The sequence below is a fragment of the Arthrobacter sp. P4_F11 genome (assembly GCF_056401395.1).
On record NZ_JBFUJK010000001.1, the window covers coordinates 1 to 19,736 of the forward strand.

The following is a 19,736-nucleotide window of genomic DNA, read 5'->3' on the forward strand; positions in this document are numbered from 1 at the left end:
GCGTTTATCGCGGCAACTGTGGCGGTGACAGTCCCGGTGACGGGGGCGGCGCTGACGCAGACCACCGCACCGGCGAGGGTGACGACCAGGACAGTCGAGGCCAGGCGCAGGCCGCGCCGCAGGGAGTTGGTCCCGGCCAACGGCATGGATGCCCCGTCGGCGGCGTACTCATTGGTGATCCGGAATAGGTCAATGAGCCACCAGATGCCGGCGCCGCCGAGCGTCAACAGCTTCAGGGTGCCGGTAACCGGCTTGTGGAGGTAGAACCTGTCCGCGCCGCTGAAGCCCAGGAACAATGCCAGCAGCCACGCCGTGCGCAGGGAACGCATCGGCGGCAGTTCACCGTCGAAGACAAGCCCGTACTGCTCGGTCCTGGGCACATTCCCGATTCTGGAACAGCCACGTCCGGATGTCCACAGGCATCCGGTGTGCGCTTGCGACATGCACCGTCACGGTCCGTCCTGCGACTCGCGTTCCGGAGGCATGGCCGCTGCGTTGGCCGCAGCCGGTTCGGCCGGACGTTTTCCGGTGGCACTCCAGCTGGTGAGGAAGTCGAGCTGTTCCCGGGCTTGGCTTCCGGGTTCGGCGGTGTAGGCGATGAGGGTCAGGCCCTCTCCGGGGATTTCGAGTGCGTCACCGGTGAGTTCGATGTCTCCGATGAGCGGGTTGTGCAGTGTCTTGCGGGCCGAGCGGTGGAAGCGGACGTTGTGCCGTGCCCAGCGTGTCGAGAATTCCGTGCTTCCGGTGGCGAGGTCACCAATGAGGCTGTTCAAGGCTCTGTCGTGCGGGTTGCGGCCTGCTTCAGTGCGGAGGGCGGCGGCAAGGTCATCTGCGAGGGTGTTCCATTCGAGAAAGAAATCCCGGGAACGCGGGTCCAGGAACATGAACCGTGCGAGGTTCAACGGCAGGGTCGCGGGGCTGAGGATGCCCTCGTAGAGGGCGAAGCAGAGGCTGTTTGCAGCCACGATGTCCATGCGGCTGGTACGGACATAGGCGGGCGTGCCGGTCATCCCGGCCAGTATCCGCTCTATGCTGGGCCGGACTTCGGCCCGTACCCGGCGCTTCCCAGGTTCCCGCGATGGCGCGGCGGCCCTGGCCAGATCGAGCAGGTGGGCCCGTTCGGCCTCGTCGAGCTGGAGCGCGGCGGCGAGGGATTCGAGGACGCTCTCGGATACTCCCCGCAGGTTTCCCCGTTCGAGCCGGGCATAGTATTCGGTGCTGACGCCGGTGAGCATGGCCACTTCCTCGCGTTTGAGGCCAGCCACCCGCCTCGTGCCGCCGTAGGCGGGCAACCCGGCCTGGGCGGGGGTGATGCGCGAGCGCCGGCTCATGAGGAACTCGCGGACGTCTTTACTGTTCTCCATGGCCTCTACGCTACGACGCCCCCGTCCGGCCTAACAGGAACTGGCAGTACACCGCACGGCAGGTACTCCCGGGCGCACAAATTGACTGGTTTTCTTGAATGAGTCCCGTATCCCCATCCTGCAAGGACACCATGTCTTTATCCACGCTCAGCCCCTCGAAAATGGTGGCCCGGCCGCGAGCATCGCTGGCGGCAGCCATCAACACCACCCGGCAGGTCGGCGGCTCCCTCGGCGTCGTCATCTATGGCGCCCTCCTCGCCGGGCACAACTTCATGGACTGACTCCGCCTGGGCCTCGGCACCACCGCCGGCCTCCTCTTCATCCTCATCGCCGCGTCCCTGCGACTGCGGCATGGGGAAGCATCCCGGCCCTCAACGTGACAGAACCACAGGCCACGCCACGAGCCCATCCGAAACCAACCGATAACCCGCACAAAGGAAATCCCATGAATAACGTGACCCTCAACAACGGCGTCCAGATGCCGATCCTCGGCTTCGGTGTCTTCCAGATCCCCGACGGCGAAACCCAAGCCGCCGTCGAAGCCGCCCTCGCGGCCGGCTACCGCCACCTGGACACGGCCGCCTCCTACGGCAACGAACAAGCCGTCGGCGCCGCGATCAAGGCCAGCGGGATCGCCCGCGAGGAACTCTTCATCACCACCAAGCTCTGGATCCAGCACGCACCCGCCGGCAACGTCCTGGACGACACCAGGCGCGCCTTCGGAAACTCCCTGGACCGGCTCGGACTGGACTACCTTGACCTGTACCTGATCCACCAGCCGCTCGGGGACTACTACAGCGAGTGGCGGGCCATGCAGGAAATCAACAAGGAAGGCCTGGCCCGCGCGATCGGCGTGTCCAACTTCCACCCCGACCGCCTGGTCGACCTCATCGACCACAACGAGATCGTCCCGGCCGTCAACCAGATTGAAACCCACCCCTTCCACCAGCGCGCCACCGACCAGGAACTGATGCGCGAACGCGGTGTCCAGATCGAGTCCTGGGGCCCGTTCGCCGAGGGAAAGAACAACCTGTTCACCGATCCGCTCCTCAGCGCCATCGCCGAGGCGCACAGCAAGTCCGTGGCCCAGGTCGTCCTCCGCTGGCTCATCCAGCGCGACGTCGTCGTCATCCCCAAATCCGTCCGGCCCGACCGGATGGCCCAGAACCTCGATGTTTTCGACTTCGAGCTCACCGATGAGCAGATGAGCCGGATCGCCACCCTGGACACCGGCGCCAGCCTCTTCTTCGACCACCGCGACCCCGCCATGGTCAGCTGGCTGGGCGGACGCCGGGTCGCCTAACCACACCCGCCTTCCGTCCGGGTGGCCCGACCCGTCACCCGGACGGACCCCTTTGCCCTCCGCCCCGGGCCACCGCCGGCCCGGGGCGGCAAACACGACCCGGGAGACCCGTGATGAACACCAGCCCAGAGACCGTTGGCCGGCGCTCAGCCCTGCGCTCGGCCCTCAGCGGTCTGGGCGCCGCCATGATCACGGCCGGAATCTCGGGTTGCCGCCCGGTAGAACAGGACACCCCCATGCCCCCACAAGTCACGGCCAACTCTCCCTCCGCACAGATCACGCCGGAACCCCGGAAGAGCCGGCGTGTCCTGCTCGCCTACTTCTCCCGCGCGGGGGAGAACTACGACTACGGCGGTCGCACCAACCTCGACGTCGGCAACACCGAAGTACTGGCCGGCATGATCGGCACCCTCATTGCGTGCGACGTGCACCGCATCGAGGCCGCCGACCCCTACTCCGACGGCTACGACGCGACCGTCGCGCGCAACGTCCGCGAGCAGGACGGCAACGTACGCCCGGCCATCGTCTCGCCGCTGCCCTCGATCGAGGACTACGACACCGTGCTGCTGGCCAGCGGGATCTGGAACGTCCGGGCGCCGATGATCATGACGACATTCGCCGAGAGCTATGACTTCACCGGCAAGACAGTCCACCCCGTCACCACCCACGCCATGAGCGGTCTCGGCACCACTGAACGGGACTACGCCCGCTCCTGCCCCGGGGCCGTCATCGGCGAAGGGATAGCGGTGCGGGGCGAGACAGTCCGGGACGCCGGGCCGGCTGTCGAGGCCTGGCTGCGCAGCGCCCGGCTCCTCCAGGACTGTTCACGCACTGCAGGGTAATCTCCCCGCAGTCAATCCCAATCCACTGCTCACATCTCCGGAAGGACTCCATCATGAACGATTCAAACCAGACCCGGGCCCAGCAACTCATCGGTGACTTCGCCCCCAAGCTGGTGGACCTCACCGACAACCTGCTCTTCGGCGACATCTGGGAACGGAGCGAACTCTCCCCGCGGGACCGCAGCCTCATCACGGTCGCCAGCCTCGTCACCAGCGGCAGCACCGACCAGCTCCGCGGACACCTCGCACGCGCAAAGGCCAACGGCCTGACCGAGACCGAACTCAAAGAGGCCATCATCCACCTGGCCTTCTACGCAGGCTGGCCCAAAGCGATGTCCGCCATCACGGTCGCCAGGGAAATATTCACCGCCTGACGGCGTCCACGGACCCGGCATTTAACGCGCCGGCGGCGGTTGCTCGGGTCTAGGCTCAGGAGGCCCGGTCACCGTCAGAGCTTCAAGGGCGCTGGAAAGTTCGTCACGCAGTCCTGTCAGGTCCGGGCAAGTCTCGGGATCGGCGATTGTGGTGATGGTGAGCGTGCCGGCGTAGGAGAGGACTGCGAAGGCAACCGTTACGTTACCGCTGATCGCTCCTAGTGGAATGATCCCGGTTACCGGCCTGCCCGCGATCGCCAGGGCGCGTTCGGGCCCCCGCAGGTTCGTGACGAATGTGTGGACAAGGTGTTGGTGGTCTATGACGAAGCGGTAGGCGCCAAGGTGCGCTGCGACCCGGGATATGGGACCGATGATTGCAGTGGAGGCCCCGGGAGGCCGCTGCTTGACACTCCTCATCGTTGCGGCAACAGTTGCCACCCGTCCCTTGGCCGGACCGACCGCGGGAACGGTCACCGGGATGATGCCGCTCCGGTTCCCCAGATAGGTGATTGTCGTGTGGCGGCGTGCCGAAAACAGCACAGAGATGACGAACTCTTCGACATATTCGCCCCGTGCCAGGAGCAGGCGGTGCAGGGCTGTCGCGACGGCGGTGAGGATGAGATCGTTGACCGTCGCTCCCTGCATGTGCGCGGCGGTTCTGACTGCCTCCATGTCGCAGCGGAGGACGGCAAGCGTCCGTTGCGGACCCGTTGGGCGGTTGAGTGAGGTGCGGGCAGCCCGGGGTTTGCCCGTCTGCCGCAGTTCGGAGGCTCCGGCGGCTGCGGTCCGCAGTGCGGCCGGGAGCCGGGCCAGTGCGTTAAATCGGCTCCTTGCAGCATCAACGGCCAGGTGCAGCGCCGAGTATGGAATCTCTGGCTCCCGGCGACCGTCCCACCCGGCTTCCGCGGCTGCCAGGGCCTCCAGGACGGCGAGACCCCCAATCCCGTCCGTGAGGACATGATGGAAAACGAAAACAAGCGCTGACCGGTCCTGGCTCACGCCGGCGATGAGCTTGGCTGACCAGAGGGGACGGTCGCGGGACAGCGGCGCAGCGAGCATTTCGGCTGCAATGTTGAGCACGGCTTCCTCACCGCCGGGCGCCGGACAGGCGATCACGCCCACATGGTGTGCCGGATCAAAGCCGGAATCATCCGCCCAAATGGGCCGCCCGCAGCCGAAGGGGACAGCGACCAGCCGCTGGCGCAGCCGGGGGACAGTGCCGAGCCGACGCGCCAGTGCTTCCAGGAGGGGTGCCGAATCTCCGCTGCCTTCCGTGCGGAGCATGAGGATGGCCCCGACTTGCATTGGCGCTGAGCCGATGTCCGCGTCCAGGGACATCATGTCCTCGGCGCTCACCCGGTCAACATGTTGTCTTGGCGTCATTTTCGGTCCCCGGAACCAGATCTCTGAATTCTCCGCACTCCTGGGTGGGAAGAAAACAGCAACCCACAAGTTGCTGGGCAGAGACAGCCGGCGACCCGACGTGGTCGTCATGTCCTCACTGTTGGGCGTAGGGGGCTTAGACGCTAGGGCAGAACGTCCCACGTGCCCGTTCTGCGTAACCGAGGAGGCAGCCACCAGCGGCCCTGAATGAATTGGAACGACGACGGCGGCAAGCTCCCGCCGCTAGGACGCTTTCGCGCTGGTGGTACCGGGGCCCGCGTTGACTGCTGCCGCCACCAGGCGGTCGAAGCTGGCGGTTCCGTTCTCCGGAGGCACAACCGTGAAGACCGCAACCCATTTCTCGGGGGCATGTTTCTCCAGCGTTGACGCCCGGGCAACATGCAGGTTCAGCCCGGGTACGCCGCTGACAAGGAGCGGAAGCTGCTCGCCGGTCTTGGTCATGTGCCGGAATTGCCTGACCGACAATTGGTCACCCGGGCTGCTTGTGACCTCCGCGAGGGCGTCATTGACCCTCTTGGTCAACCCCCGCATAAAGCGCTGCTGGGCCATGACGGTGCGCACCGTCAGAAGCGCGGCGAAGAAGAGGGTGAACAAAACCAGGGCACCGAAACTTCTGAGGAAGGGCAGGAAGATCATCAGGAACAGGCACAGGATCAGCCCCAAAATACTCGACATGATGAACTTGAAGACGGGGTTTTCGCCCGGCTTCTTTGACCAGCGAACGAGGGCGACGATGTCCTTCCGGGGCTGATCGCGCCGTGAAATTTCCATGATTAGTACCCCTTCACTTCCATGAGCGCTTCGGCCAGGATGATTGCCTCGCGGGCTTCCTTGAGATCGCCCAGCAACCCCATATCGGGAATGGCTCCTGTGGCCGCGGTGGAGCCGGCGATTTCGGAAAAGATGCTGCTCAACTTTTCGCGGTCCTGTGACAGCATCCGGGACGACGTCAGCTTAATTCTGCTCAGCTCAAGCTCCAGCAGCGACTTGTCGATGGCCTCACGGCGCCCTTGCATGACCGCCAGCTTCTCGGTGACACGCTGGACACGGCCGCGGAGCATTGATTCCATCTTTCCTGCCACGACGTGGAGCTCACACAGCGCTGTGTAGGACTGCGGGGACCCGGAGTGAACGGCGAGCTGTTCATCGACGTAATGGCGCCGTCGTTCCCATTTCCGGACGGCGGACTCAGATGGTCCCAAGAGGAGGGAAACGGCTGCCATTGCTTTGTCCAGCGACGCGGCCCGGGTGCTCAGGCTGCTGGTGGCGGCGTCCAGCCTCGACACGAACGCGTCGTAGTTGTCGTGGGGCTGGGCGCTATCGGGATTCATGAGCCACCCGCGCGGTGGCGCGATTCCCCTCGCCGGAACTTGGCCCCGTCTCCCATGGGAAGAGGATAGAGGCTCCGGGCCCCGTTGGCATAGAGTGCGGCATTGGATCCGGAGCATTTCGGGCCAGTGTCAGCGGCACAACGCACCATAAACACCGGGGAAGCACGGCGTGCGGGTCGTACGGGGCGTGCGGCTCCCGGACGGCGTGCGGTTCGGGTAGGGCGACCGGGTCATGGACTCCGGCGGCGCCGGGAAGGGGGCGGTGGGGTAGTAACGGGCGACCTGTCGCATGTAGTTCGCCCACTGCGGGCCGGCGAGCATGTAGCCGTCAATGGCCTTGTAGAACTTCCCGTTGACGGTGATGTTCTGCCCGGGCCTCTTCTGGCCCTCCAGGGCGTCGCCGAAGAAGGAAGCCGTCGCGAGGCCGCTTGTGTAGCCCACCACCCAGGTGGCGCCATTGGTATTGGACGTGCCCGTCTTGGCCGCGACCGGGAACCGCTCCTGGACCTTGGGCTTGATGTAAACGCCGGACCCGCGTTTCAGCACGTCCTGCAGCACGGCGTTCACGCCGCGGGCGACCTCGGGCTTGATCGCCCTGTGACAGGCGCTGGTCTCGGCCGGCAGTTTCTGTCCCGCCGCGTCGTTCACTGCCGAAATGGCAATCGGTGCGCAGTAGTTTCCGTCGTTGGCGAAGGTGGCAAACGCGTTGGCCAGATGGAGCGGCGCCACGCCGATGGCGCCCAGCAGGTTGCCCAGCTGGTGCATGTTCACCCGGGCGTTGTCCACGCCGCTGTGGATCCCTGCGGCGTCCACCATTTTCTGGATGCCGCAGAAGTCGAGCTGGGTGGCCTCGGCGAAGGTTGCGGTGTTGATGGAGTTGTACAGCCCGTAGTCCACGCGCATGCGGCGGTAGTAACCGGGATCGTTGTTCTGGAGGTCGTCCGCGGCGCCGAGCTGTTTCTGGCTGGTGCTGTAGGCGCCGAGCACCCTGCCGCAACTGGACCTCCATGGAAACCCGAGGGGATAGGAGCGCCGGGAGGCGTCCACCATGGCGGCCAGGGATTTGCCCTCGTTGAGCCATTCGGCAAACGTGAACGGTTTCATGGTGGAACCGGGCTGGAACCCGCCGGCGCCGTTGAGATCGTTGCCGTTGGCGTCCTTGGCATCGACGTTGAAGTTCAGTTGCGTGTCGAATTTGCCAGGTGCCGGGAGAAACACGGTGTTTTGCGCCATCGCCAGGATCTTGCCGGTGCCGGGTGCGATGGAGACCATCGCGGCGCCCCATTTGTCCGGGTTGGCCCCGGCCGTGGCATCGACCTGCGCCTGCGCGGCCAATTGGAGCCGGCTGTCCAGGGTGGTGGTGATGGTCAGGCCGCCGCGGAACAGCTTCCGCTCGCGTTCGCCAATATCCGCACCGTAGGCCGGATTGTTGAGAATGAGGTGGGAAACGTAGTCGCAGAAGTACGGTGCCATTTCCGCGCCGGCGCACCCCTGCCTCCCGGGGGTGATCTTGAGATCCACCGGGGCGGCTACAGCCGCATCATGCTGCGCTTGGGTGATGGCGCCATAGCTGATCATCTTGGCGAGAACCTGGTTGCGCCGCTGGACGGCGTTCTCCGGATGAACGTCAGGATTATAGAAGCTGGGGCTGTTCACCAGGCCGGCCAGCAGGGCAGCCTGGGGCAGCGTGAGGTCCTTGGCAGTGGTGTTGAAGAAGTAGCGGGACGCAGCTTCGATGCCGTAGGCGTCCCGGGCGAAAAACACGATGTTCAGGTACCCCTCCAGGATCTGGTCCTTGGTGTATTTCTTCTCCAGTTCGACGGCGAGCCTCATCTCGCGGATCTTGTCGGCCATGCTCTTTTGCCCGTTGAGGACAATCTGGTCGCCCTTGTCCGCCGACACTAGGGATTCGTTGAGCACGTTGGTGACGTACTGCTGGGTCAGGGTGGAGGCGCCCTGCCTGCCGCCGTTGGTCAGGTTGGACACCAGCGCCCGGAGAATCCCCTGGGGGTCAATGCCGGCATGTTCGTAAAAGCGGCGGTCCTCGATCGCGACGATCGCGTCCTTGATGTACGGGGACATCTGGTCGAGCCGGACCTTCACGCGGTTTTCAGCATAGAAGGTGGCGATCGGTTTCCCGTCGGCGGTGAGCACCCTGGTCGATTCCGACGGCGGATCAACTGTCAGTTCCGAGGGGAGGCTGTTGAACAATTTGATCGAGTCGCTGACGGCGACGCCGGTCGCGGCCACCGTGGGGACCAGAAGGCTGGCGGCCAGGACGCCGCAAACCGCGCTCGCCGTCAGGAAGCCGAACAGCCTCCACAGGGTCGCGGCTACTAGGGATCCGGTGCTTTTCCTGGGCGACATGGTGCCTGGACAGGCTAGGTCAAGGAGTCGATGGCGACGGTGATCGCCAGGAGGAGCGGGACGTCCTCGCCGCCCGCGATTTCGACGCCGTAGGACTCGCGCACGCGGAACCACTTCTTGGAGATCGTGGCGACCGTATGGCCGTCGCGCTCGATCTCGTACTCGTGGTCGACGATGTTGCCGTGCGCCTTCATGTCGGGTCCGCCTTTTACGTCGATCGAGAAGCGGTCCCGGAGCCCTACCAGGGCCTTGTGGACCGTCGCGGCGGTGTCGCTGCCCCGCTCGACGGCGACCTTGTCCCGGATCGAGAGCTTGCGTTCCTGGATGCGCGCCACCTCGTTGCCGGAGGCGTCCTCCAACACGAAAGTGTCCCGCATCCGCAACGCCTTGCCATTGACCTTGTAGGCGCGTCTGCCCTCGCTGTCTTCGATCCAGAAGTCGTCCCCGACCGACAGCAGTTTCTCACGCATTTGAAACCGCTCACCCATGGGTTCGTCGGGCCGGCGCCGTAATAGTCCCATGCCCCGACCATAGGACCGCTGCTCGGGCCTGCGCCTCACCCGAACCGGATGGTCCGGGAAACCAACCGGAGTCATGGGCCGGCCTGGCTCCAGCGCTGCTCGATCCGGCCAAATTTCCAGACGGCGAGCGCGATCAGCCAGATGACGACGAAGAGGCCGACGATGATGTACCCGACGTTTTCGAGGTCCAGCGAACCGATGGCGGCCACCGGCCCCGATTCGAGTCCCAACTTGTCCGCCAAGAGTCCAAGCAGCACGGTGACACCGACCACCAGGGCCACAATCACCGAGAGCACCGTGACTGTGAGGTTGTAGAAGACCTTGCGGACCGGCTTCAGGAACGCCCACCCATAAGCCCGGGACATGAACACGCCGTCGGCGGAGTCGAAAATGCCCATTCCGGCGGCGAACAGCACCGGCAGGACCAGGATGGCGTACCAGGGCAGGGAGAAGGCCGCGGAACCGGCGGCGAGTACGAGCAGGGCCACCTGGGAGGCGGTGTCGAATCCCAGGCCCATCAGCAGGCCGACGGGATAGATGTGCCATGGCTTGGTGATCCGCCGGATGGTTCCGCCGAGGAGCCTTGCCAGGAAGCCCCGGTTGTTGAGCTGGTGCTCAAGCTCAGCCTCGTCCAGTTCCCCGTTCCGCATCCCACGGAACACCCGGGCGATGCCGACCACCGAGACGAGGTTCATCAGACCGATCAGGATCAGGAACGTTCCAGCCACGACGCTTCCCACCAGTCCCAGCGTCTGCACCAGCGCCGAGTCCCCGTCCTGCACGGTGCCGGCCATGGCCCTCGCGCCGAGGGCCAGAAGCAGCGCCGCGCCGAACACCACGGTGGAGTGGCCCAGCGAGAACCAGAAGCCCACCCCCAACGCGGCCTTTCCCTCGCCGACCAGCTTGCGGGTGGTGTTGTCGATGACGGCGATGTGGTCGGCGTCGAACGCGTGCCGCACCCCCAGCAGAAAGGCGGTAACGCCCAGCCCCACCCCGTACACGCCGGAGCGGCCCAGCGCGAAGTTCTGCGGAGCCACGGCCAGGGTCAGCACACTCCAGCCGACCACGTTGAGCAGGAGGACGAAGCCGGTGATGCCTGCCAGATGGAACTTGTCCCGGCGTTCCCAGCGACTGGACGTCGCCCGAACCGGCTGCGCAACAGGCAACAAGTTGCTCATAATCCGTAAGGGTAGGCGCGGGGGTCGCCGCTGCCAAGACCTGGCGGACTGCGGAACTGCGCGTGGCCGTGTTGCTCCCCGGCATCGTCTCCAAGTGCGCCGTTGACACGGCGACGCCCGGCCCTATCCGCCGGTGCGGCCTCCATGCAAGCATGGGGATCACCGATCGTGCACAGTACTCCGATCATGCACAACACTCCGATCATGCACAGGGAGGGGACTCGATGAAATCCAATGAACTGCTGCTGGATGCCTTCGGCCGGATCCGTGAGACGGTGGCCGCGGCCCTGGCCGGGGTCGATGATGCCACGCTGCTCCGACGGCCCGGAGGCAACGGGAATTCAATGGCCTGGCTCATCTGGCACCTCAGCAGGGTCGAGGACGCGCAAGTCGCCTCCGCCGCGGGCCTGGACCAGGTGTGGACCTCGGAGGGGTTTGCCGCCCGCTTCGGCCTGCCGCTCTCCAAACGGGACACCGGCTACGGCCATACGAGCGGCCAGGTGGACGCGGTGCAGGCACCGCCGGAACTGTTGCTCGAATACTACGAAGCCGTCCACCGGCAGACCGTGAATTTCCTGGAGAACCTCGGCGACGACGACTTCGACCGGATCGTCGATACCCGCTGGGACCCGCCCGTCACCCTCGGGGTGCGGCTGGTCAGCACGATTGCCGACTGCCTCCAGCACGTGGGGCAGGCGGCCTACGCAAAGGGCCTGGATTCCGCGCGCGGGCACGGCTAGGCGGTCCCTTCCATGCGGGCGGCCGATATTCGCGGACTCTTCCCCGGACTACAGGACACGATCTATCTCAACACCGCCTCGATGAACGTCGGCTGTGCACCCGCCCGCGAAGCCTACGAGCTGGCCGTCGAGCGCTGGTCCGCCGGCAGGTTCGACTGGATGGATGCCGAGCGGGCAGGGGAGGAGGCACGCACCATGTTCGCGGAGATCGTCGGGGCGACGGCGGGGGAGATCGCGATCGTCCCGGCCGTGAGCTCCGCCGCCGGGATGGTGGCCGCCAACCTGCCGCCGGCGAGGCGCGGCGAGAACGTCGTGGTTGCCGGGAATGAATTCTCCTCGAACTATTACCCCTGGCTCCTGCTCCGGAACCGCGGATACGAGGTCCGGGCCCTGGCACCGGGCGGTGACGGCGTGACGGCCGAGGAATTTGGCCAGGCGGCCGACGGCGGCACCCGTCTCATCGCCGTAAGTGCCGTCCATTCGGCCAACGGCTACCGGGCGGACCTGGCCGCACTCAGCCGGGTCGCGGCCCGCTCCGGCGCCTGGTTCTTCGTCGACGCCTGCCAGGCCGCGGGCGCGGTGCCCCTGGATGTGGTGCGCGACGGGGTGGATTTCCTGGCCGCCGCGAGCCACAAGTTCCTGCTCGGCTCCAGGGGCATGGGTTACCTCTATGTCCGGAGCGGGCTCCTTGACCGGATCCAGCCCGTCGGTCCCGGCTGGAAGGCCGCGCGCAACCCGGCCGAGAGCTTCTACGGACCGGCTATGGACCTCTCACCCACGGCATCGAAGCTCGACGCCTCCTTGGCCTGGTTTCCAGCCCTGGCCGAGCAGGCGGCGCTCGGCATCTTCCGCAGGTTCGGCATCGGGGCCTTGCTCGATCGCAACGCCCGGCTCGCCCTGCGTCTTCAGGAGGCCCTGGCGGCGCAGGGCTCCGCGTTCCGGCCGTTAGCCGAGCAGCACCGCTCCACGATCTTCTCCGTGCCGGTGGCAGACACCGAGGCGGTCCTGGCGCGGTTCCATCAGGCCAACGTGGTGGCATCGGTCAGGGAGGGCAGGATCCGGCTGGCGGTACATTTCTACAATCTGGATGAAGAACTCGATCGCGTGGCCGGGCTGATCGGGCGAGGGTGAGCGGCGGCGGTGCCTCTCTTGGAAACTGGGGCTGCCGCAGCACCGGTACTAGGCGTGCCCGTGGTCCTTGTCGTCGCTGGCGTAGGCGAGGCCGATCTGGCGCCGAACTTCGTCCATGGCCTCCATGACCTGAACGCTCTGCCGGGGCGGCAGGATGTCGTTGGCAATGGAGCCGGCCGCAATGAGCCGCTCCATTTCCTGCGCCTGGTATTGCATGCCGCGGCCGGTGACAGGTTCATCGAATCGCTCGACGACGTTTCCGTCGGCGTCGTACCTGGTGAAGGCCGACGGCGTGTACCAGACTGACGGGATCTCGATCCGGCCTTCGGTTCCGATGATCGAGGCCTGGTTTGGTCCCGCCGTGTCCAGCGCGCAGTGCAGCACGGCCTGCTGCCCGCCACCGTATTCGAAGATCATCGCGGTCTGCCGGTCAACTCCGGTTTCAGTCATGCTGGCCGCTGCCCGGATCCCGGTCGGCGCCCCGAAGACGTCGAAGGCGAAGGAGACGGGGTAGATGCCCAGGTCCAGGAGCGCTCCGCCGCCCAGCGCCGGGTCGTTGAGGCGGTGCGCCGGATCCTTGGGCAGATTCTGGTTGTGGTCCGCGATCACCGTGCGGACCTCGCCCAGTGCGCCGGACCGAATCAGCTCACGGATGCGGACCATGTGCGGAAGGTAGCGGGTCCACATGGCCTCAAGGGCGATCAGCCCCTTCGTCTCGGCGAGCTCCACGATCTCCCGGGCCTGCCAGGCGTTCATGGCGAAGGGCTTTTCGATCAGCACGTGTTTACCGGCGTCCAGGGCCAATAGCGCATTCTCGTGGTGGAACGGGTGCGGCGTAGAAACGTAGACAACGTCGACGTCCGGGGCGGCCACGAGGTCCGCGTAGCTTCCATGGGACGTGGGGATCTGAAACCGGGCCGCGAACTCGGTCGCGGATGCCATGGTCCTGGAGCCAACGGCCTGGACCACCGAGCCGTTGTCGATCAGGTCCGGCGTTTGCAGTCCAGCGATGAACCCGGTGCCGAGAATTCCCCATCTGGCCCGGGGCGTGGAGAGATCTGCGGTGCCGGGTGTGGCGTGCTCTGACATGCGTTTGGGTTCCTTTCGAACATGCGGTCACGAAAGCAATCGGGCGGCTCGTGGAGCGTCCACGGCTTCGCGGGACGTGTTCGTATCCTAATCCCGATGCCGGAACTCATGGTGTGAGCGGACCCCGAAGCACACGCAGGGCCGCGGCGCCGTCACCTTCAATGACGGCGTTCTCTGCCAGGTTGGATCGACCCCAAAGACCCAGATACATCACTGGCAACGGAGCGGAAATCAATGCCACGGCGGCACCAGGTCCCAGTGTCCAGCTGGCGGCGCCTGGCACCCGGAAGGTCACAGCTTTGTCAGGGGGCGGCATCCGGTCCAGTCGCAGCTGCCGCGGCGTGAACATCGCCAGGACCTCGTCGACACCGTCGAGCATGAAGTTGTCCGCCAGCGCGGGGATCTCCAGGCCAAGCGCCTGGCAGGCGTCGACCAGGTGGATGGCATGTTCGTGGGCCTGTCGCCGAAGCCAGAACCGGGCGGAGCGCGGCGGCGGGCCAAAGTTCCAGCATTCGCGTTCGGGATCAAGGCCCGTCATCGTCTCGAGAAAGGGTGCGGTGCCCGCCAGAAACCAGGCCGCGGCGCCCTCGGCCGGCGGTGCAGGTTCCTGGACAAAGGTGCCCGTCCGGACCACCCCGGCTGCCCACCTCTCGATTGAGCCGAGATGCCCGAAGAGCTGCTCGAGCGTCCAGGCGGGGCACGCCGGAATGGCGCTGGCAAGCGTGTCCCGCGGCTGCCGGGCGAGCGTGCCGAGGTGGTCCAGGGAGTGGGCCAGTTCGGCCAGGAATCGATCGGGCGACATGGGAGGAGCCTAACGCGACGCCGGGGCAGTCCGCGGCCCGGGCGGGAGCGCTGCGGCGGCTCCGCCTCTGGCAAGTAGGCAATCGTGTCCGGCCAAGTGCAAGGCAAGTAGCGCCCGGAGGATCACGGGAATCGCCCCCGAAAAGTCGAGTAGCCTCCACTCGCGTGCTCCCGACCCCTCGCTTCTAGGCTCGAAAGCACTGGGTTAATAAAGACAATGTAGGGTCAGAACGGGTCTCAAGCCATGCGCGATCAGACAGAACCTCGCGTTTCGTCCGGCTATTTTCACGGGCGTCTGCGCGGTGGACGTTCGGGTGGGCCGCCGCACCTCCGGCAGCGGACGGCCGCGATGTCCGCAACTTCGACCCGGACGCACAGGCGCCCGAGGCTTCTGGGCGCCTGCGCGTCCGTGCTGTCGGCGACGCTCGCCCTCGCCGGGCTGTCTGTCGGCGGGGCAGCCGTCGCAGACGTGGGGACCATCGCCCATGATTCCCTGCGGACCGGGTGGGACCGCGACGAGCCCGGGCTTTCGCCGTCGGCGGTGGCATCATCGAATTTCGGCAAACTGTTCTCCGCAACCGTGGACGGGCAGGTCTACGCCCAGCCGCTCGTAGTCGGCACCACCGTGATTGCCGCGACGGAAAACAACGCCGTCTACGGGCTGGACAGCGCCACGGGCGCGGCAACGTGGACGCGCAAACTCGGGCCGGCGTGGCCGGCGTCGACGGTGGGGTGCGGTGACCTCACTCCCAACATCGGAATCACGTCCACTCCGGTCTACGACCCGGCGACGAAGAGCGTCTTCCTGCTCGCGAAGACCGACGACGGCGCGACTGCGCAGCTCCCGCACTGGTACATGCATTCGCTCGATGTGGCCACGGGGGCTGAGAAGCCGGGCTTCCCCGTCGTTATCGATGGCGCGCCGACGAACGACCCCACCCGCCCGTTTAACGCCATGACCGCGATGCAGCGCCCCGGGCTGCTGCTCATGGACGGGGTAGTCTATGCGGGATTTGCCAGCCACTGCGACTACACCCCCTTCGTCGGCTATGTTGTCGGCGTGTCGACGGCCGGCCGGCAGACGACGATGTGGGCGACCGAATCAGGCAACGCCATTGCCGAGGGCGGGATCTGGCAGTCCGGTGGGGGACTGGTGTCCGACGGTTCCGGTCAGATCCTGCTCACCACGGGGAATGGCATTTCCCCCAATCCCGGCCCGGGCGCGAATCCCCCCACCACCCTGGCAGAATCTGTGGTCCGGCTCCGCGTCGGCACCAACGGCGACCTGACAGCCACCGATTTCTTCAGCCCGGCCGACAACGCGAAACTGAACCGAAACGACGCAGATCTGGGCTCCGGCGCCCCCCTCGCGATCCCGGACGGCTATGGCACCGCCGCGCACCCGCACCTAATGGCCCAAATCGGCAAAGACGGCCGCATGTACCTGTTGGACCGGGACAACCTGGGCGGCATGGCGCAGGGACCGGGCGGAACCGACGCCGTCCTGGACATGGCCGGTCCGTACAGCGGAGTGTGGGGAAAGCCCGCGTTCCTCGGGACCAGCGCCGGTGGCTACGTCTACGTCGTCGAGAGCAACGGGTACCTTCGGGCGTTCAAGCTCGTGAAGGGCGCTACGGGAGGGGTCAGTCTCGCGGCCGCCGGGACCTCCGCAGGCACGCTCGGGTTCAGCTCCGGCTCGCCGGTGGTGACGTCCTCCGGGACGGACGGGTCCTCGGCCTTGGTTTGGGTGGTCTACGTCAGCGGAGGTACGGGGGCTGGTGCGGAGCTGCGCGCCTACCGCGCAATCCCGGACAACACCGGGAACCTCAAGGAGGTGTTCAACGCCCCACTGGGTATAGGGGCCAAGTTCTCCTCGGTGGCCACAGACAGGGGTCGCGTGTACGTCGGCACCCGGGACGGACACGTCATCGGCTTCGGCGCCCCGACAACATCAGCGGTAGGGGCAACGAACACCGACCTCGGTAACGTCCAGGTGGGTTCCACCGTGACCCGCAGCGTGACGATCACGGCATCGCGGGCGGTCACCATCAGCTCCATTACGGCCGATGCCCCATTCGATCTCGGAGCCATGCTGACGTTGCCCCGCACGCTGGCACAAGGCGGAAGTATGACGGTACCCGTGACTTTCTCGCCGACGGCTCCGGGCCAGGCAGACGGCACGCTGACGGTCAAAACGGCCGACGGCGAGACCGACCTTCTTGGCGTCCGCGGTGTCGGTACGAAGGACGGCCTGGGCGCGATCCCGGCCGTGGTGCAGTTCACTGACGTCCCAACAAAAACGGTTAGCCGGGGGACGGTTAATATCATCAACACCGGTACGACCGTCGCCAAGATCACCGGAGTGACCTTGCCAGCCAACGCGCAGCTCAGTGTCGACCCCGCCACGTTGCCGGTCGTGGGACAGACGATCCAGCCCCTCGCATCGGTTGCGGTGTCCATGACGTTCAGTCCTACCTCGGCCGGTCCGGTAAACGATTCGCTCGCCGTCGTCAGCGACCGTGGCCAGGTGACCGTCACAGTGGCCGCGACCGCCGTCTCAGGCGCGGCGCACCTGCAAATGCCGGGCAGCTTGGACTTTGGTGACGTTCCCGTCGGGACCTCAGCCGTCCGGGCATTCCAGATCACGAACACCGGCAACGTCCCGATGACCATCACGAAGGCGAAAGCTCCGCAGGGAGTCTTCGCAACCACCACACCCATCGCCGAGGGGTTGAAGATCCCTGCTGGTGACTCCGCCTACCAGTCCGTGACCTTCACGCCGACAGCCGTCGGACAGGCCGGGACAGCGGAAACCTACTATCTGATAACCACGGACGACGGCCAGGGCGCGCTGAAGGTGATGCTGACTGGCAAAGGCACCGACGACCCGATTGCCTCTTATGCCTGGACGATTGGCGCGGGCGACCCCCGGTCGGACCTGGGCCGGTCGCTCACTCTGGAGTACGCCGTGGCGGGAGGTAAGTGCCAGGATTATGTCAGGGGCGTGATCTGCTGGTCACCGGCGACCGGGGCCCATTCTGTCATCGGTGAAATATTCAAGCGATACAAGGCGGTGGGCGGTGCCGCCGGTGGCCTCGGCTTCCCGACTACAGACGAGAAGACGACGCCGGACGGCGTGGGGCGGTACAACCATTTCTCCGGCTCGGGCGGGTCCTCGATTTACTGGACGCCTACGAGCGGGGCGCACTCCGTGCAGGGCGCCATCCGGACCAAGTGGGCGTCGCTGGGCTGGGAGGCAGGACCGCTGGGCTATCCGACCACCGACGAGAAGACGACGCCGGACGGAGTGGGTCGGTACAACCACTTCTCGGGTGCGGTAGGGCACTCGATCTACTGGTCGCCAAAGACGGGGGCGCATTGGATCGCCGGTGCTATCCGGGCCAAGTGGGCGGCCCTGGGCTGGGAGGCAGGGCCGCTGGGCTATCCGACCACCGACGAGAAGGCGGCGCCGTATGGAGTGGGTCGGTACAACCACTTCTCGGGTGCGGTTGGGCACTCGATCTACTGGTCGCCGAAGACGGGGGCGCACTGGATCGCCGGTGCTATTCGGGCCAAGTGGGCGGCCCTGGGCTGGGAGCAAGGACCGCTGGGCTATCCGACCACCGACGAGATGGGCTCGCCGGACGGTGTGGGTCGGTACAACCACTTCTCGGGTACGGTTGGGCACTCAATCTACTGGTCGCCGAAGACGGGGGCGCACTGGGTCACCGGCGCGATCCGGGCCAGATGGGGGTCGCTAGGCTGGGAGAGAGGCCGGCTGGGTTACCCGACCAGAGACGAGTACTCGGTTTCCGTCGGCCGGGCATCGGACTTTCAGCGCGGCCGCCTGACCTGGAACTCGACCACCAGGCAGGTTACAGGATAGCGGCGCCCGGCGTCGTTCCGTAGCCCCAAACCCTATTGGCGCCTGGACTCGCTTGGCTGGGACCTGATGGTCCGGAGGCGCGCGACGGCGGCGGCGAAGATTGATGATAGGGCGGCGGCCCGATTGCCGGCGCCATGCTGTCGGCCAACGTGCCGGTGGACGATGGAACGGCTCCCACTTCGCATTCGACCCCGCCTGCTCATGGACCACGGGCACACCGGCAATGCAGTATCGCATCGAACGCACAGTGTGAGCGGAAGAGCGTTGAACTCCGACGGCACAGCCCGTCAGTGCAGCGCCAGGACGACGTCGTCGATTGGTATGTTGCCGCGGTGCCACCGGCCGCGTGGGGGCCTTCATTGCAAGACCCTTGCCGGACATCTGACTTCGGAGGAGGATGATCGGCACACTGAGGAGGCCCGCCATGACCCAGCTTGGCAAGTTTGAGAAGTACCTGATTGAGGAATTCTTCGACGACTACCGCTCCGGCGCCATGAGCCAGCACACGTTCACGCGCCGGGTGGCGTTCATCACCGGCAGCATGGCGGCGGCCTCGGCAGCGATGCTCCTGGTGGGCTGCACGCCCGAGGAGGTTCCCCGCAGTACCGACCCGATGCCGACGCCGACGACGTCCGCGCCAGGGTCCGGCACAGCGTCCGCGGGCGCGGTGCCGGGGGCCAAGAGCCCGTTGTCGGTCCCGGAGGGCGCGGCCGGACTCACGACGGCGACCGTGCAATTCGCCTCGGGCGGCACCGACATCAGTGGCTATCTCGCACGGCCCGACCACGGGGCCGCCGGGCCGGCCGTGCTGGTCTGCCACGAGAACCGCGGGCTGACACCGCATATCCAGGATGTGGCGCGCCGCTTCGCCAAAGCCGGATACGCGGCTCTGGCCCTGGACCTGCTGAGCAGGGAAGGCGGTACCGCGGGCATTGACGCGGATGCTGTCCCGGGAGCACTGACCCAGGCCGGGGCGCAGCGTCACGTTTCCGACTTCACGGCCGGCTTTAACTACTTGAACGCCCAGGACTTCGTTGATCACGGGCGGATCGCCATGAACGGCTTCTGCTTCGGTGGCGGCATAACGTGGCAGTCGGCGACGGCGATCCCGGGCCTGTTGGCGACCTCGGCGTTCTACGGACCCGCGCCTGACCTGGACAAGGTCCCGGCCATCAAAGCGGCCGTCTTCGGCGTCTACGCCGAACTGGACCAGCGGATCACCGGCGCCATGCCGGCGCTCCGGGATGCCTTGGCCAAAACTGATGTCCGGAACGAACTCAAGATCTATCCCGGCGTGGACCACGCCTTCCACAATGACACCGGGCCGCGCTACAACCAGGAGCAGGCCACGGCCGCATGGAACGACACGCTCGCCTGGTTTGGCAAGTATGTGTGAAGGCAAGTT

General features: G+C 66.1%; 18 protein-coding genes. 8 read left to right on the top strand and 10 right to left on the bottom strand.

What is annotated here, in order from left to right; translation table 11 throughout:
* Together AC1DRO_RS00005 and AC1DRO_RS00010 are read right to left on the bottom strand one after the other, a co-directional pair.
* Positions 1-380, bottom strand: a 380-nt coding sequence (locus tag AC1DRO_RS00005) for a TM2 domain-containing protein (RefSeq protein ID WP_476949319.1), incomplete at its 3' end; no start/stop codon positions are given.
* A gap of 69 nt (positions 381-449) precedes the next feature.
* The gene (locus AC1DRO_RS00010; RefSeq protein ID WP_459385015.1) at positions 450-1,364 is read right to left on the bottom strand and encodes a helix-turn-helix transcriptional regulator; all 915 of its coding nucleotides are present in this window, start codon (positions 1,362-1,364) and stop codon (positions 450-452) included.
* A 131-nt stretch (positions 1,365-1,495) separates the two neighbouring features.
* Between AC1DRO_RS00010 and AC1DRO_RS00015 the strand changes: the two genes are divergently transcribed.
* The 4 genes from AC1DRO_RS00015 (at position 1,496) to AC1DRO_RS00030 (ending at position 3,883) form a co-directional block, all read left to right on the top strand.
* On the top strand, positions 1,496-1,645 hold the full coding sequence (locus AC1DRO_RS00015; RefSeq protein WP_476949320.1) for a hypothetical protein: 150 nt from the start codon (positions 1,496-1,498) through the stop codon (positions 1,643-1,645).
* Between the two features lie 164 nt (positions 1,646-1,809).
* A complete protein-coding gene (locus tag AC1DRO_RS00020; protein ID WP_476949321.1) occupies positions 1,810-2,667 on the top strand; it encodes an aldo/keto reductase in 858 nt (285 codons plus the stop codon).
* Between the two features lie 113 nt (positions 2,668-2,780).
* Positions 2,781-3,509 carry a flavodoxin gene (locus AC1DRO_RS00025; RefSeq protein ID WP_476949322.1) on the top strand — a complete coding sequence of 243 codons (729 nt, stop codon included), beginning with the start codon at positions 2,781-2,783 and terminating at the stop codon, positions 3,507-3,509.
* A gap of 53 nt (positions 3,510-3,562) precedes the next feature.
* Positions 3,563-3,883: a carboxymuconolactone decarboxylase family protein gene (locus AC1DRO_RS00030; protein WP_476949323.1), complete on the top strand. Its 321-nt coding sequence runs from the start codon at positions 3,563-3,565 to the stop codon at positions 3,881-3,883.
* A gap of 21 nt (positions 3,884-3,904) precedes the next feature.
* Here AC1DRO_RS00030 and AC1DRO_RS00035 read toward each other — a convergent pair whose 3' ends face one another.
* The 6 genes from AC1DRO_RS00035 to nicT all read right to left on the bottom strand — a co-directional run bounded on the left by AC1DRO_RS00035 (position 3,905) and on the right by nicT (position 10,684).
* A complete protein-coding gene (locus AC1DRO_RS00035; RefSeq protein WP_476949324.1) occupies positions 3,905-5,266 on the bottom strand; it encodes a wax ester/triacylglycerol synthase domain-containing protein in 1,362 nt (453 codons plus the stop codon).
* A gap of 243 nt (positions 5,267-5,509) precedes the next feature.
* Positions 5,510-6,058 (bottom strand): hypothetical protein, encoded by a 549-nt coding sequence (locus AC1DRO_RS00040; protein ID WP_476949325.1) that lies wholly within the window; start codon positions 6,056-6,058, stop codon positions 5,510-5,512.
* Positions 6,059-6,060: 2 nt separating this feature from the next.
* Complete coding sequence (locus AC1DRO_RS00045; protein WP_476949326.1) at positions 6,061-6,618, bottom strand: hypothetical protein; 558 nt, start codon at positions 6,616-6,618, stop codon at positions 6,061-6,063.
* A 129-nt stretch (positions 6,619-6,747) separates the two neighbouring features.
* Positions 6,748-8,985: a transglycosylase domain-containing protein gene (locus AC1DRO_RS00050; RefSeq protein ID WP_476949327.1), complete on the bottom strand. Its 2,238-nt coding sequence runs from the start codon at positions 8,983-8,985 to the stop codon at positions 6,748-6,750.
* A 14-nt stretch (positions 8,986-8,999) separates the two neighbouring features.
* Entirely contained in the window at positions 9,000-9,455 is a 456-nt protein-coding gene (locus tag AC1DRO_RS00055; RefSeq protein ID WP_476949328.1) for an LURP-one-related/scramblase family protein, read from the bottom strand.
* A gap of 122 nt (positions 9,456-9,577) precedes the next feature.
* Positions 9,578-10,684: a Nickel transporter NicT gene (gene nicT / locus AC1DRO_RS00060; RefSeq protein ID WP_476949329.1), complete on the bottom strand. Its 1,107-nt coding sequence runs from the start codon at positions 10,682-10,684 to the stop codon at positions 9,578-9,580.
* Positions 10,685-10,908: 224 nt separating this feature from the next.
* Here nicT and AC1DRO_RS00065 point away from each other — a divergent pair, with 224 nt between their 5' ends.
* Both AC1DRO_RS00065 and AC1DRO_RS00070 read left to right on the top strand, forming a co-directional pair.
* Positions 10,909-11,424 (top strand): mycothiol transferase, encoded by a 516-nt coding sequence (locus AC1DRO_RS00065; RefSeq protein WP_476949330.1) that lies wholly within the window; start codon positions 10,909-10,911, stop codon positions 11,422-11,424.
* A gap of 12 nt (positions 11,425-11,436) precedes the next feature.
* The gene (locus tag AC1DRO_RS00070; protein WP_476949331.1) at positions 11,437-12,555 is read left to right on the top strand and encodes an aminotransferase class V-fold PLP-dependent enzyme; all 1,119 of its coding nucleotides are present in this window, start codon (positions 11,437-11,439) and stop codon (positions 12,553-12,555) included.
* A 48-nt stretch (positions 12,556-12,603) separates the two neighbouring features.
* Here AC1DRO_RS00070 and AC1DRO_RS00075 read toward each other — a convergent pair whose 3' ends face one another.
* Entirely contained in the window at positions 12,604-13,644 is a 1,041-nt protein-coding gene (locus AC1DRO_RS00075) for a Gfo/Idh/MocA family protein (protein WP_476949332.1), read from the bottom strand.
* Positions 13,645-13,750: 106 nt separating this feature from the next.
* Positions 13,751-14,446, bottom strand: a complete 696-nt coding sequence (locus AC1DRO_RS00080; protein WP_476949333.1) for a maleylpyruvate isomerase family mycothiol-dependent enzyme — start codon at positions 14,444-14,446, stop codon at positions 13,751-13,753.
* Between the two features lie 348 nt (positions 14,447-14,794).
* Here AC1DRO_RS00080 and AC1DRO_RS00085 point away from each other — a divergent pair, with 348 nt between their 5' ends.
* Both AC1DRO_RS00085 and AC1DRO_RS00090 read left to right on the top strand, forming a co-directional pair.
* On the top strand, positions 14,795-18,331 hold the full coding sequence (locus AC1DRO_RS00085; protein WP_476949334.1) for a choice-of-anchor D domain-containing protein: 3,537 nt from the start codon (positions 14,795-14,797) through the stop codon (positions 18,329-18,331).
* A gap of 424 nt (positions 18,332-18,755) precedes the next feature.
* On the top strand, positions 18,756-19,727 hold the full coding sequence (locus AC1DRO_RS00090; protein WP_476949335.1) for a dienelactone hydrolase family protein: 972 nt from the start codon (positions 18,756-18,758) through the stop codon (positions 19,725-19,727).
* The last annotated feature ends 9 nt before the right edge of the window (positions 19,728-19,736 follow it).